Source organism: Pseudomonas nitroreducens, assembly GCF_014204515.1.
GTDB lineage: Bacteria > Pseudomonadota > Gammaproteobacteria > Pseudomonadales > Pseudomonadaceae > Pseudomonas > Pseudomonas nitritireducens_A.
Genome location: NZ_JACHLI010000016.1, coordinates 24,465 through 37,337 on the forward strand (window position 1 = coordinate 24,465; position 12,873 = coordinate 37,337).

The 12,873-nt window shown below is 67.7% G+C and carries 17 protein-coding genes and 1 tRNA gene; 8 read left to right on the forward strand and 10 right to left on the reverse strand.

Going from position 1 to position 12,873, the window contains the following annotated elements; all coding sequences use genetic code 11:
- Positions 1-2: 2 nt before the first annotated feature.
- From selA to HNP46_RS19220, 5 genes are all read left to right on the forward strand, one after another.
- On the forward strand, positions 3-1,409 hold the full coding sequence (gene selA / locus HNP46_RS19200; protein WP_184592030.1) for an L-seryl-tRNA(Sec) selenium transferase: 1,407 nt from the start codon (positions 3-5) through the stop codon (positions 1,407-1,409).
- Positions 1,406-3,328 (forward strand): selenocysteine-specific translation elongation factor, encoded by a 1,923-nt coding sequence (gene selB / locus HNP46_RS19205; RefSeq protein ID WP_184592032.1) that lies wholly within the window; start codon positions 1,406-1,408, stop codon positions 3,326-3,328. Before selA ends, selB begins: the two co-directional genes overlap by 4 nt.
- A gap of 98 nt (positions 3,329-3,426) precedes the next feature.
- Positions 3,427-3,705 carry an antitoxin of toxin-antitoxin stability system gene (locus HNP46_RS19210; RefSeq protein ID WP_184592034.1) on the forward strand — a complete coding sequence of 93 codons (279 nt, stop codon included), beginning with the start codon at positions 3,427-3,429 and terminating at the stop codon, positions 3,703-3,705.
- Positions 3,702-3,989 (forward strand): type II toxin-antitoxin system RelE/ParE family toxin, encoded by a 288-nt coding sequence (locus HNP46_RS19215; RefSeq protein WP_184592036.1) that lies wholly within the window; start codon positions 3,702-3,704, stop codon positions 3,987-3,989. Before HNP46_RS19210 ends, HNP46_RS19215 begins: the two co-directional genes overlap by 4 nt.
- A gap of 142 nt (positions 3,990-4,131) precedes the next feature.
- The gene (locus HNP46_RS19220; RefSeq protein WP_184592038.1) at positions 4,132-4,767 is read left to right on the forward strand and encodes a DUF4124 domain-containing protein; all 636 of its coding nucleotides are present in this window, start codon (positions 4,132-4,134) and stop codon (positions 4,765-4,767) included.
- Positions 4,768-4,836: 69 nt separating this feature from the next.
- Here the strand turns inward: HNP46_RS19220 and HNP46_RS19225 are convergent, their stop codons facing one another.
- Entirely contained in the window at positions 4,837-6,291 is a 1,455-nt protein-coding gene (locus HNP46_RS19225) for an alpha/beta hydrolase (RefSeq protein WP_184592040.1), read from the reverse strand.
- A gap of 177 nt (positions 6,292-6,468) precedes the next feature.
- Between HNP46_RS19225 and HNP46_RS19230 the strand changes: the two genes are divergently transcribed.
- Positions 6,469-6,564, forward strand: a tRNA-Sec gene (locus HNP46_RS19230).
- A 36-nt stretch (positions 6,565-6,600) separates the two neighbouring features.
- Positions 6,601-7,185, forward strand: a complete 585-nt coding sequence (locus HNP46_RS19235; protein WP_260403211.1) for a DUF4291 domain-containing protein — start codon at positions 6,601-6,603, stop codon at positions 7,183-7,185.
- A gap of 3 nt (positions 7,186-7,188) precedes the next feature.
- On the opposite strand, the gene HNP46_RS19240 is transcribed toward HNP46_RS19235, so the two are convergent.
- The 8 genes from HNP46_RS19240 to HNP46_RS19275 all read right to left on the reverse strand — a co-directional run bounded on the left by HNP46_RS19240 (position 7,189) and on the right by HNP46_RS19275 (position 11,156).
- Positions 7,189-7,395 (reverse strand): DUF6434 domain-containing protein, encoded by a 207-nt coding sequence (locus HNP46_RS19240; RefSeq protein WP_184592042.1) that lies wholly within the window; start codon positions 7,393-7,395, stop codon positions 7,189-7,191.
- Between the two features lie 80 nt (positions 7,396-7,475).
- Positions 7,476-7,679, reverse strand: coding sequence for a hypothetical protein (locus tag HNP46_RS19245; protein WP_184592044.1), 204 nt, complete (start codon positions 7,677-7,679; stop codon positions 7,476-7,478).
- 72 nt (positions 7,680-7,751) lie between these two features.
- A complete protein-coding gene (locus tag HNP46_RS19250) occupies positions 7,752-8,384 on the reverse strand; it encodes a GrpB family protein (RefSeq protein WP_184592047.1) in 633 nt (210 codons plus the stop codon).
- 189 nt (positions 8,385-8,573) lie between these two features.
- Positions 8,574-9,257 (reverse strand): M15 family metallopeptidase, encoded by a 684-nt coding sequence (locus tag HNP46_RS19255; RefSeq protein ID WP_184592049.1) that lies wholly within the window; start codon positions 9,255-9,257, stop codon positions 8,574-8,576.
- The gene (locus HNP46_RS19260) at positions 9,254-9,715 is read right to left on the reverse strand and encodes a glycine cleavage system protein H (protein ID WP_184592051.1); all 462 of its coding nucleotides are present in this window, start codon (positions 9,713-9,715) and stop codon (positions 9,254-9,256) included. Before HNP46_RS19260 ends, HNP46_RS19255 begins: the two co-directional genes overlap by 4 nt.
- Complete coding sequence (locus tag HNP46_RS19265; RefSeq protein ID WP_184592053.1) at positions 9,712-10,086, reverse strand: DsrE family protein; 375 nt, start codon at positions 10,084-10,086, stop codon at positions 9,712-9,714. Before HNP46_RS19265 ends, HNP46_RS19260 begins: the two co-directional genes overlap by 4 nt.
- Positions 10,073-10,567 carry a GNAT family N-acetyltransferase gene (locus HNP46_RS19270; protein ID WP_184592055.1) on the reverse strand — a complete coding sequence of 165 codons (495 nt, stop codon included), beginning with the start codon at positions 10,565-10,567 and terminating at the stop codon, positions 10,073-10,075. Before HNP46_RS19270 ends, HNP46_RS19265 begins: the two co-directional genes overlap by 14 nt.
- 28 nt (positions 10,568-10,595) lie before the next feature.
- Positions 10,596-11,156 (reverse strand): DUF4136 domain-containing protein, encoded by a 561-nt coding sequence (locus HNP46_RS19275; protein WP_409372445.1) that lies wholly within the window; start codon positions 11,154-11,156, stop codon positions 10,596-10,598.
- Positions 11,157-11,301: 145 nt separating this feature from the next.
- Between HNP46_RS19275 and HNP46_RS19280 the strand changes: the two genes are divergently transcribed.
- Positions 11,302-12,228: a glycerophosphodiester phosphodiesterase family protein gene (locus HNP46_RS19280; RefSeq protein ID WP_184592059.1), complete on the forward strand. Its 927-nt coding sequence runs from the start codon at positions 11,302-11,304 to the stop codon at positions 12,226-12,228.
- Here the strand turns inward: HNP46_RS19280 and HNP46_RS19285 are convergent.
- Positions 12,213-12,821 carry a DUF4136 domain-containing protein gene (locus HNP46_RS19285; RefSeq protein ID WP_184592061.1) on the reverse strand — a complete coding sequence of 203 codons (609 nt, stop codon included), beginning with the start codon at positions 12,819-12,821 and terminating at the stop codon, positions 12,213-12,215. The genes HNP46_RS19280 and HNP46_RS19285 overlap by 16 nt on opposite strands.
- Positions 12,822-12,873 lie beyond the last annotated feature (52 nt).

A 12,873-nucleotide genomic window follows, 5' to 3' on the forward strand; every position in this document is an offset into this window, starting at 1 on the left:
CCATGACCTCGGTACGTCTGCCCTCCATCGACCGTCTGCTGCGCAGCCCGGCCTGCCAGCCGCTGCAGCAACGCTACGGCCGCGAGGCCCTGCTCAAGACCCTGCGCGACCTGCTCGACGAGCTGCGCGAACCCGCGCGCCATGGCCAGCTGGCCGCCGTCGAGCTGGAAGAGTCCGTGCTCGCCGGCCGCGCCGGTGAGCGCCTCGCCGCGCACCACGCCAGCCGCGTACGCCGCGTGTTCAACCTCACCGGCACCGTGCTGCACACCAACCTCGGCCGCGCTCTGCTGCCGGAGGAAGCCATCGAGGCGATCACGCTGGCCGCGCGTTACCCGCTCAACCTCGAATTCGACCTCGCCACCGGCAAGCGTGGTGACCGCGACGACCTCATCACCGGGCTGATCCGCGAGCTCACCGGCGCCGAAGCCGTCACCGTGGTCAACAACAACGCCGCCGCCGTGCTGCTGGCGCTCAACAGCCTGGGCGCGCGCAAGGAGGGCATCATCTCCCGCGGCGAGCTGATCGAGATCGGCGGCGCCTTCCGCATCCCCGACATCATGTCCCGCGCCGGCGTGAAGCTGGTCGAGGTCGGCACGACCAACCGCACCCACGCCAAGGACTACGAAGCCGTGATCGGCCCGCGTTCCGGCCTGCTGATGCGCGTGCACACCAGCAACTACAGCGTGCAGGGCTTTACCGCCAGCGTCGCCACCCCGCAGTTGGCGCAGATCGCCCACGCCCATGGCCTGCCTCTGCTGGAAGACCTGGGCAGCGGTACCCTGGTGGACCTCACCCGCTGGGGCCTGCCCAAGGAACCCACCGTGCAGGAAGCCCTGCGCGACGGCGCCGACATCGTCACCTTCAGCGGCGACAAGCTGCTCGGCGGCCCGCAGGCCGGGTTGATCCTCGGCAGCAAGGAGCTGATCGGCAAGATCAAGAAGAATCCACTCAAGCGCGCCCTGCGCGTGGACAAGCTGACCCTCGCCGCGCTGGAGGCCGTCCTCAACCTCTACCGCGACCCGGACCGCCTCGCCGAACGCCTCACCAGCCTGCGCCTGCTCAGCCGTGCGCAGGCCGACATCCGCGTTCAGGCGCAGCGCCTCGCACCGGCCTTGGCAACGCTGCTGGGCGAGGGCTGGAATGTCAGCGCCGTGGATGCCCTGGGCATGATCGGCAGCGGCGCCCAGCCGGTGGCGCGCCTGCCCAGCGCCGCATTGTGCCTGCGTCCGAATCAGCCCAAACGCCAGCGCGGCCGCGCGTTGCTGGACCTGGAAGAACGCCTGCGCTGCCTGCCGATCCCGGTGCTCGGCCGCATCGACGACGACGCGCTCTGGCTCGACCTGCGCCAGCTCGACGACGAGCCCGGCTTCGTCGCGCAGCTGCCGCTGCTGGCCGAGGGCGACGCGTGATTGTCGGAACCGCCGGCCACATCGACCACGGCAAGACCTCGCTGCTGCGCGCCCTGACCGGCGTGGAAGGCGACCGCCGCCCGGCCGAACGCGAGCGCGGCATCACCATCGATCTCGGTTACGTCTACGCTGATCTTGGGGACGGCACGCTCACCGGCTTCATCGACGTGCCGGGCCACGAGCGTTTCGTCCACAACATGCTCGCTGGCGCCAGCGGCATCGACCTGGTGCTGCTGGTGGTCGCCGCCGATGACGGGGTGATGCCGCAGACCCGCGAGCACCTCGCCATCGTCGAGCAGCTAGGTATCCGCCGCGCCATCGTCGCCCTGACCAAGGTCGACCGGGTGCTTTCTGAACGGGTCGAGCAGGCCACTGGCGAACTGCAGGAATTGCTGGCCGATGGGCCGTTGGCCGGCGCGCCTGTCATCCCGGTATCCAGCATCAATGGCGAAGGTATCGAGGTACTGCGCCAAGCGCTGCGCGAAGCTGCCCGAGAAACACGAGAAGGTGCGGCCGAAGGCGGCTTCCGCCTGGCCGTCGACCGGGCTTTCAGTGTCAGCGGCGCTGGCGTCGTCGTCACCGGAACAGCCTTTGCCGGCAGCGTGAATGTCGGGGATGAACTGCTGCTGGGCGCCGCCGGCCGGCGCGTTCGCGTGCGCGGCCTGCACGCACAGAACCGCGAAGCGCAGCAGGCCCATGCCGGCCAGCGGGTGGCGGTCAATATCGCCGGCGAGCGTCTGAATCTGGAACAGATTCACCGCGGTGACTGGCTGATCACGCCCGCGCTCCCCGCGCCCACCACGCGCATCGATATCGAGCTGGACCTGCTGCCCAGCGAAACCCGCGCCTTCGTCCATTGGACGCCGGTGCACGTCCACCTTGGCGCGCAGGATGTCACCGGCCGCGTCGCACTGCTCGAAGGCGAGCGCCTGGCGCCGGATGAGCGCGCCTTTGCGCAGCTGGTGCTGAACGCGCCCAGCCATGCCGTGCATGGCGACCGTCTGGTGCTGCGCGACCAGTCTGCCCAGCGCACGATCGGTGGCGGCCGCGTACTCGACCCCTTCGCTCCCGCGCGCAACCGGCGTAGCCCGGAGCGCCTGGAGCAACTTCGTGCTTTGCAGGGCGAAGGTCTGGAAAGTGCCTTGCCAACCCTGCTGGCTCACGCCAGCAATGGCCTCGATCCCGCGCTGCTGGCGCGGCAGTTCAACCGCCCCCGTGAGAGCTGGCAACTGCCCGCAGAACTGGTCGAGATCAGCACGCGCCTGGGCCCGCGGCTGTTCGCGGCGCAGCGCTGGACGGCGCTGCAGGAACAATTGCTGGCGGAGCTGCAATCCTTCCACGAGGAAGCTCCCGACGAACTCGGCCCCGACCGCGACCGCCTGCGCCGTTACGCGCTGCCGCAGCTGGAGCGGCCAATCTTCATCGCCCTGCTGGAAAGCCTGTTGGCCGCCCACCGCATCGACAGCAGCGGCCCCTGGCTGCACCTGCCGGACCACCGCGTGCAGCTGGGGGAGACCGACGAAAAGCTGCGCGAGCGCCTCTGGCCGTTGCTCCTGGCCGGCGCCTTCGACCCACCCTGGGTGCGCGACCTGGCCCGCGAACTGGGCGCAGAGGAGGGCGAGGTACGCCTGTTGCTGCGCAAGCTCGCCCGCCTGGGGCAACTGCATCAGGTGGTCAAGGACCTGTTCTACCCCGAAGCGACCCTGCGCCAGCTCGCCGACCACGCCCTGAGCCTGCGCGGCGAATCCGGCATCATCCGCGCCGCTGCCTTCCGCGACCGGATCGGCATCGGCCGAAAACGCTGCATCCAGCTGCTGGAGTACTTCGACCGCATCGGCTTCACCCGTCGTTTCGGCAACGAGCGGCGGATCAGGGAAGACTCGGCGCTGGCGCTGGCGAAGCCTGAAGAAGCTTCCTGACACCTGGTCGGAAGTGGATTTCGCCACACAAAGGGAATCGCCTACAGTAGCTCGGGTACATACGAGGTATATACCTTTTCACTACCAGGTGATTCCCCATGAGCAAAGAAGCCGTATTCACCATGAAGCTCGAACCGGAGTTGCGCGCCGAATTCATGGCCGCTGCCGAGTCGGCGCACCGTCCGGCTTCCCAGGTCATGCGCGAGCTGATGCGCGAGTTCATCCGCCAGCAGCGCCAGACGCAGGACTACGACGAGTATCTGCAGGCCAAGGTCGAGGCGGCTCGGGCCTCGCTGGCTGCCGGGGATGGGCAGCCCGATGAAGAGGTCGAGGCGGCGTTCGCAGCGCTCCGATCAAGGGCGACCGAGCGTAGATGAAGGTCTTCTGGACGCGAGGGGCCCAGCAGGATCGTTTCGAAATCTGGGACTATCTCGCTTCCGAAAACCTCGATGCCGCTGTGCGGATGGATTCATTGTTCAGTGCCACTGCCGCCAAGCTCAGGCAATTCCCGCTGATGGGCAAGCCCGGTCGAGTCGCGGGAACCCGCGAAGTGATTCCCCATGAAAACTACCGGATCGTCTATCAGGTCGAAGCGGACGTCCTGTGGATTCTTGCGCTGGTGCATACCGCCCGGTTGTGGCCGCCAGTGCAGGAACCTTGAAACCCCGCGGCGGAGCCTGCCGCAAATCGCCGCACTGTGGCACCTTCTGCACGCCGGTGAGTCACAAGGGGCGCCCGTTCTCACCGGTCGCCAGGCCAACGTCCTGGCGGGTGGGCGCGGTGGATATCCCTGGGAGTCGGGTATGCGGTGCATCGCCGTGCTGTGGTTGAGTTCCTTCTTCGCTGTCGCCCAGGCCGCCACGCTGAACAAGTGTGACGATGGCCAGGGGCATTTCACCTTCACCCAGCAGGCCTGCGCCGACGGCACGGGTGGCCAGCAGATCAAGGTGGTGCCGGCCACCGAGGGCATGCGGGTCGGGCCGCCCGGCGGTCGGCCAGCGCAGGCCATCGACGACTACGCCCAGCCCTCTATCGGCGAGCCCGACCGCGGTTTGCCGCCAGCCGGCCAGGCGAAGCAGGGCTACACCGTGGTCGGTGCGGAGCCCGCCTCTTCCTGCAGTGCCTTCACCGAGAAGGACATCCGTGCCGCCCAGGTGCGCAAGCAGGTGCTGCCCGGCATGCAGGCAGCCGATGTGCAGGGTGCCTGGGGCAGCCCCAGCCGCAAGGATGATCGCCAGTGGGTGTTCCAGATCGACGCCTGCATGGCGTGGTTCGTCGAACTCGATGCCAACGGCTGCGTCACCGGAACCCGCAAGGGCGACAGCCCGGTCGGTCTGCGTTGCGACGACCTGATGTACAAGCAGCGCCTGGAACGCGAGCGGAGCAAGGATGGCTCCTCGGCGGGACCAGCGGCGGCAACCTCCCAGGGGATCAACTGAACCATTCCCCTGCGTGCCCTCCGCTCATGGGGCTCCCGTGGCACCGATTGATCCCGCTGGTGCCAGGCCTCAGGGCGCTGGCAACTGCTGATCCAGGCGTTGCACCAGATAGCCGTAGAACGGATTGGAGGTCACGCGCTGGAACAGGTCCAGCCCGACGATCAGCACGCCACGCTCACCTCGGGGCGACAGGGTGCCCAGGTGGATGCCGTAGTCCTCGCCGGCCCGCGGTTGCTGGCCGTAGAGGGCATCGTCCGGCGGGAACGGCAGGGCCACGTGGGACAGCGAGAAAAGGTCCGCCGGATAGGTCATCGGCAACGGCTGACTGTCCTGCTGCAGGCTGTGCGCCGGGGTGTGCAGGGCGGCCACCTGGCTCGACTGCGCACTGTTGGAGATCACCGTCAGCCCATAATTGCGCTCGCGTTCGGGCAGCAGACGAGCGCCGAGCTGAGCCATCTCCGGCCGCAGCAGCGGGCCATAATTCAGCGAGCGGTTGAGATCGAACAGCACCAGCTCGCTGCCGTTCTCCGGCAGGCGGTCGTACAGGCTGCTGACCACCGCGGGGGTACTCACCGTACTGTCGGCCAGGGACTGGAAAGTGAGGATCGGCGGCAGGCGCTGGAGGCCGCCATTGCGCTGGCTGGCGTCCAGGCCCTTCTGTACCGCGTCGGTCAGCTCCACCGTCTGCCGCGCCGCCGCCACCGGAAAGGAGTTGTACTTGAACGGGTTGAACTCCGGCAGCACGTTGAGCCAGGCCGCCTTGGCGAACGCCGGTAGCAGCGCCGGCAATCCCGCCAGCCCGGCGAACTGGGCGTAGCGGGTGACCCCGATCATCGGCGAGATCAGCACCAGCCGCTGCGGCATGGGCAGGCTCGCGTCTTCCAGCGCGTCCAGGCTGTACTTCACCGCCAGCGCACCGCCATTGGAGAAGCCGACCATCAGCAAGGGCGCGCCCTCGGGCAACTGCGCGCTGGCTTCGCGCACTGCCAGGCGGGTGGCTGCCATCCAGTCCTCCCAGTCCGCCTGGGTCAGGCCGGCCGGCACGGTGCCGTGGCCGGGCATGCGGATCGCGACCACCACGAAGCCGCGCTGGCGCAGGTGCTCGCCCAGGTGGCGCAGGCTGTAGGGCGAATCGGTGAGGCCATGCAGCAGCACCGCGGCGCCTTGCACCGGGCCCTGTGGACGCAGTTCGTAGGAGCGGTTCCAGTCGGTGGCGAAGTGGCCGGGGTAGACCTCGCTCTGATCGAAGTAGCGGTTGTAGGCCACGCGCTCGAAAGGCTGCAGCCGAGCCGCCATTTCCTTGCGCATGGCCTGCATCAGCTTGTCCTCGGCCGCCAGGTAGCCCGCCCAGTCGGTGCGGTCGATGGCGTCGTGGTGCAGGTCGTCCGGCACCCAGGTGTGCCAGGGCTCCAGCAGCGGAAGGTTGCGCAGCGCGGCAACGCGCAGGCCCAGCAGCAGTACCGCGATGGCCAGGATGATGATCACTACCCAGAGCACTGCCTTGGTCAGTCTTGCGTTCAGCATGGAGTTCCCTTGTTGGCGCTTGCCGGCAAGCATAGAGCGGTCGGGTCGAGGGCGCCTGCTCCAAGGTCAATCCCGCACCGCTGCGGCATCGCCGCGCTGGCATCCGCTAGGGCAAAGATGGCAACATCCAGGCTCCCGACATCGCCGACTGCCCCAGCGCAGCCCGCATCGGTCAAGGGAAGGCAATCACGCCCGGTGGCGTGGCCGGGCTTCAAACCCGGTGGGGGACGGCAGCCGTTCCTGGGTGAGTTCGACTCTCACTGCCTTCCGCCAATTCCCCTGTGATCGTGACGAGCTCCCGCTGCCGCCATGGATGAAAAGGAATCGATCGCCTGCATGGATGCCCATTGCCAGATTCGCGCGGTGTACGACGACAGGACGATTCGCGTGTACCAGGCCTATTCGGATGCCATTGCCGACAGCGCGCTGGCCAATGGGCGATTCGTCTCGCCGCCCTTCAAGATGGAGCGGATGACATGGATTAAGCCGTCGTTCCTCTGGATGATGTATCGCGCCGGCTGGGGCTACAAGGATGCGGGGCAGAGCCGGATCCTGGCCATCGACATCACCCGCGAGGGCTTCGAGTGGGCGCTGGCCCACAGTTGCCCGAGCCGCGCCGAAACGTCGATGAGTGCCCAACAGTGGGATGAGTTGAAGCGTGCGTCGCCGGTTCGCGTCCAGTGGGATCCAGAGCGTGATCTCACGCTGCAGGCGCTGCCGTATCGGGCCATCCAGATCGGTCTCAGCCGCGACGCAGTGCAGCGTTATGTGCAGGACTGGATCTGCCGCATCACGGATGTCACGCCCCTGGCCCACGAGATTCACGCTCTGGTGGAGCAGGGCCGTCTCGACGAGGCGCGGGCTGCATTGCCTGCGGAGAAGATCTATCGCTGAAGTCTAGCGATTGCGCCTGCACCACTCATCCACCACCGCCCCCATGTCGGCCGGCGCGCCGCTGCGTATCCAGGCCATGAAGGCGCGGTCGAAGTGGAAGTCGTCGCCGCACTGCGCAGTCATGAAGCGGCGGACGTTCTGGGTGTTGCGGTAGTGGGCGTCGAGCGGGGTCTGGCGGGTGATCGGGTCGCTGTGCCAGTCGAAGGCCATGGCATCCATTCCTTGGAAGGTGGGCTTCCGTTATAGCGCAATCGGCAGCCGCTGGCGCGGCCTGCCGAGGTCTTGCGGCGTCACTGGCCCCACATCATCCGCTGCTGTTGCGCCGAGTAGTCGTCGCTCTGCAGGCGCACGCGGGTGGGCTGGCGTTCGAGGTTGTCTTCGCCGAAGGATTCGCGCACCGGCGATTCGATAGCGTTGAAGTGGGTGAAGTGCGGGGAGTCGGCGCAGCCGGCCAGGGTGATGCAGGCAAAGGTAACCACGGAGAGCTTGAGCATGGGACGTCCTCCTGAATGGCGAGCCCCGAGCTTCGGCCGACTGGATTAACGCGCGATTAACGTCAGCCGGCCTTAACCGCTTCTGTCCTGCCCGTGAATTTCGCCGCCATGGGGTTCGTCGCCTTCGCGGTCACGGTGGTGTTCCGGCGGGTTGAGGGCGCGGCCGAGGATCTGCGCGACGACATCGTCCTTGCCGGCGGTATAGGCGTCGCGGTCGGTGGGATAGCGCCGGGCCAATTCATGCTTCACCTGGGCATAGCGTTGGGCGTCCTCCGGGTGGTTGCGCACCCAGTCGCGGAACAGCAGGCGCCGCGAGGCCTCGCCCAGGTCCATGACGTGGACGTGGTGGGTGCGCCCACTGCCCAAAGGCGGCATGCCTTTGACGAAGAACATCCGTGTGGTGTCGGGGTTCTCGCTCCAGTACTGATACCCCAGCCGCTGCAGCGGTTCGATCAGGCGGTGCGGGTCGCTCTGCGGTGGTGGCAGCAGGAGGATGTCGATGATCGGCTTGGCGTCCAGGCCGGGCACGGCGGTGCTGCCGATGTGTTCGATGCCCAGGCCCGGCAGGTTCAGCTCGTCGGCGATGACGCGGGCTTCCTCGGCGAAACGCTGTGGCCAGCTCGGATCAGCAGTGACGACTTCGATGCGGTCTGCTTCGGCGTTGCTCCAGCGTTGGCCGTCGAATTCGGGGGCTTGTGGGGGCATGGGCGCTCCAGTGATGCGGTGGGCGGGGCGAGGGTTTGAGGAGGGTTTCACGGCGGCGGTTCCGCGAATGTCAGGTGCGCAGACGGACGCTGCAGGAGCGAGCTTGCTCGCGAAAGGGATTAAAGGACGGCATCGGCGTTGGAAGGTTCGCGAGCCAGCTCGCTCCTACGAAAAGTACGTGAGCCAGACTCATTGAATCGGGAAGTCGAAGTAGGTTTCCGGGTAGGGCTCGGCCTTCAGCGTGTAGTGCCACCATTCGGCGCCGTAGGGCTCGAAGCCGTGGCGCAGCATGGCCTGGCGCAGGGTTTCGCGGTTGCGCGTCTGCTGCGCGTCGATCAGCGTGGTGCCGTGGTGGGACAGGGGGCCGAAGAAGTCGAAGTGGCCGCCCATGTCGAGTTCTTCGCCGCTCGCCGACTGCACCAGCGTGAGGTCCACCGTGCTGCCCCGCGAGTGCCCGGAATGCTGGGCGATGTAGCCGTCGCGGAACAGGGCGGGTTTGTCCATGTCGGGGTAGTAGAGCGCCTTCTGGCGCACGTCCCGTGGGTCGGCGGCCCAGCGGCGGAAGTCGTCCACGGCGCGCTGCGGGCGGTAACCGTCGAACACCTTCAGCGCCAGTCCGCTGAGGGCGACGTCCTGCTCCACAGCGGCCAGGGCCGTGGCGGCTTCGCGGGTGAGGATCACGCGGGGAACAAGGTAGCCGTCGATGGGGCGACCGACGAAGTTGTCGCTGCCGGCATAGCGCACGTCATAGCGTGCGGACTTCAGGACCTGGTCGAGATAGACGAAGCCGTTCTGTGCCGGTTGCTCGGCGCGCAGTGGCAGGCTGATGAGCAGGCAGAGCAGCAGCGTGAGCGGCGCGCCTGCCCGGCTCATGGGCGCAGGGCCTGGACGCCGTCGTCGTCGGGGTCGAAGTTGTCCAGGTGCATGCGCCGGGCGAAGGCATCAAGGGCGGCTTCGCCCTGCAGGAAGCGGTCACGGACGGCGGCCCAGTCGTCGGGCTGCAGGCGCACCATCCAGCCTTCGCCGTAGCAGTCCTGGTTGATCAGGCCGGGGCGGCGCACCACCGCCTCGTTGCTGGCCAGGACGGTGCCATCCAGTGGGCTGCGCGCCGAGGAGGCGGCCTTGGCGAACTCCACCACGCCGAAGCTGCGATCGCAGTCGATGTGCCAGCCGTCGCGCTTGGGGGTGAAGGCGAAGATCTGCCCGTAGATCGCGCAGCCGTAGGCGGTCAGCCCGAGGGTGACGGCGCCGCCGACTTCCTCGCGCAGCCAGAGGTTGTAGTCGGGGGCGTAAAGCAGGTCGTCGGGGAACTCCAGGCCGTGCAGCTTCACAGGGTCAGCACCCGGTCGTATTCGAGGATCATCCGCGCCAGCTCGCCGCCGCTGGCGATTTCGTCGACTTCCTCGATCAGCCGGCTTTCGTCGATGGCGATGCCCGGTGCGCGGCACATCAGCAGGCGCGCGCCGGCTTCCTTGGCCTGCTGGATGAAGTGGCTGATCGGCTCGCCACCCTCGGCGGCGTAGAGGTGGTCGGCGATATCCTGGAAGGCCAGGCGCGTCCCTTCGCCGCTGAGGAACAGGGTGACTTTTGCGTCCATGCACGCCAGCAGGGTGGCGGTGTAGAAGGGCGCTGCGCAGCGCGCCGGGGTACTCGGGCCGCTGCTGACGATGATCAGCACGCGCTGGGGTTCAGGCGTGGACAAGGGCTTTCTCCAGTTGGACCAGGGCGACGCGCCGGCCTTGCGGGTCGGTGCGTTCGACGATGCCCTGCGGCGCGTAGCCCAGGCGTGCGTAGAGCAGCAGGCCGGCGGCATTGGCGTTGAAGCAGGACACTTTCATGACCTGCGCCTTGTACTGGTCGCGGGCGAGATTCTCCATGACCTCGATCAGGTACTGCGCCACCCCGTGCCGCCGCGCCCAGGGCGCGACCATCATGTTGCCCAGCGCGCAGAACGCGTTGGGTTGCCATTGGTAGAAGTTGGCGAAGCCGGCCGCCCGGCCATCCAGCAGCGCCAGCGTGCTGCCGCGCCGCTCGGCCATGGCAGCGGCGAGTTGGCCAACCGTCAGCGGCCAGCTCGCCTTGGGGTAGCAGTAGAAGAGTTCGTCGGCATCCTGGGGGAAACCCACCACCTCGCCGAGGTCTTCGGCGAGGGCGGGGCGATGCTGCAGGGCGGGCTGGTTCACACGCTCTCCGGATTCGATGACGGGCAGGTCAGTGCGGCGGGTACTGGGCGATGATCTTCTGCACCGTCTCGCGGATCGCCGCCTCGCGCTCGGCCGGTGTCGGTGGGCTGCTGCGCATGATCTGCTCGCCACTGCCGCGCCAGACCAGCTTGCCGTCCTTGCCGTCGAGCATGTCGACCTGGATGGTGGCGACCTTGTAGGTCACGGTGCGGCTTTCGGCCATGGGCGGCGGGCCCCAGTAGCCTCCCCAGTAACCGCCCCAGTAGCCGCCGGTGTAGGTGGTGACCTGGTCCTGGCGCTGGTCGACGATCAGGTAGGCGCGCAGTTTCACGTCGCCGGGATTGCCACCCTGGGCCTTGCGCAGGCCGCGCTGGTCGAACTGGTCGGCGATGGCGTCGCTGATGCGTTGCTCGGTGAGGTCGCTCTTGATGCGCGGATCATCCGGGCGGTACTCGAAGGCCGGCTGCGCCCAGCTCCAGGTCAGGTAGCGGGAAAAGTCGCGGGTGGTGTCGTAGTCGCGGCTGACGCTGGTGGTTTCGCAGGCAGCGAGGCCAAGCAGCAGGCTCAGCAACAGGGAACGGGACAGCAAACGGCGGATCATGGTCGCAATACTCCTGTCAGAGAATTCCATCCAAGCGCAAGGCAGAAGGAATGGCAAGCGGGGAATGTTCAGCGTCTGGCCCGGCACTTCCGGTTGCTAGAGTCGTCACCTGGTTCAGGTCTGGGAGACGGCCATGAGACTTCAGGCTCGGGGAGTGGCGCTGGTTCTGGTCCTGCTGGCCGGATGCAGCGTGGAAAACGTTCGTTCGTTGCAGCCATCGCCGCAGGTCGTGGCGCATCGGGCAGGTACCGCCGATGCACCGGAGAACACCCTGCTGGCAATCCGCCGGGCGCTGGCTAATCACAGCGACGCGCTGTGGCTGTCGGTGCAGGCTTCCGCCGATGGGGTCGCGGTGCTTTACCGGCCGGCGGACCTCTCGGCGTTGACCGATGCGCAGGGCGCCGTGAGTTCGAAGTCGTGGGAGCAGTTGCGTACGGTCAACGCGGGTTATCGCTTCGGCGGGCCGCTGGGGGACTACCCGTATCGCCTGGAACCCCAGGCAATCCCGACGCTGGCCGAAGCACTGCGCGCTATTCCACCGTCGACGCCGGTATTGCGCGATATCAAGGCGCAACCGGTGGGCAGCGTGATTGACGCAGTGGCCCGCACGCTGGATCGGGAACACGCCTGGTCGCGGGTTCGTTTCTATTCCACACAGCGTGATGCCAGCGACTACCTGGCGCAGCACTACGCCGACCGGGCGCAGCGTTTCGAGAGCCGAGACGCCACGCGCAACCGGCTGGTCGACCTGGCCCTGGGAAGGCGCTGTGCGCCGCCGGCTGCTGGCACCTGGATGGGCATCGAGCTGGAGCGCGAGCTGAGCGTGACCGAACAGTTCACCCTCGGGGCGTCGACCCATGGGGTGAAGCCTGCGCGGTTGTGGACAGCCCAGGCGATGGACTGTGTGCGGCGCTCGGCGGGGGTTACGGTGGTAATGTTCGGCATCAACTCGGCGACTGCCTATCGCCTGGCGCACGGGTTGGGGGCGGATGCGGTGATGGTGGATTCGCCGGCGAGCGTGCCGGCCTACCGGCGTGCCGAGGATCAGCCCGGCGGATAGCCGTCCATGGCCTTGCGCGCCGCTTCGCGCAGGGCGCGGGCCTGGTCGCTCTGGCTGTCGCCGTTGTCGTACTCGGCGCTGCCGCTCCACACCTGCTGGTTGCTGCGGGCGTCGAACAGGGCGATGCGCACCACGCTGACGGTGACCACGTAGGTGCGCGTGACGGGGTAGGAGGCGCCGCCGTACCAGGGGTCGTTCCAGCGGCCGTAACCGCCACCGCCATACCCGCCGCCATAGTAGCCGCCGCCGTAATAGTCGGTGGTCTGCCGGGTGCGTTGTTCTCTGGAGAGGTGCGCGCTGACGCGCAGGTCGGCCGGGGTGTTCGTCCGCGCCGGGCGCAGGCCGCGCTGGTCGAGGGCTTCGCTGACGGCGTCCTGCAGCGGGCCGCCGAAACCGCCAGCGTCGGACCAGTTCCACGAGCGGTAGCGCCCGTAGTCCAGCGGTGGCGCCGGATAGCTGCCGGGGTCCAGGCCGGGGTTGGCGGCCTGGGCTGGGGCCGCGGGCATCGGCAGCGAGGTGGCGGTGTAGGGGTTCTGGCTCTGGCAGGCGGCCAGGGCGGCGAACAGCGGCAGGATCAACAGATGGCGCGGCATGACGGACTCCGGCACGCCGGTCTAGGGTGGCGTGCGCACTGGCAACTATGCA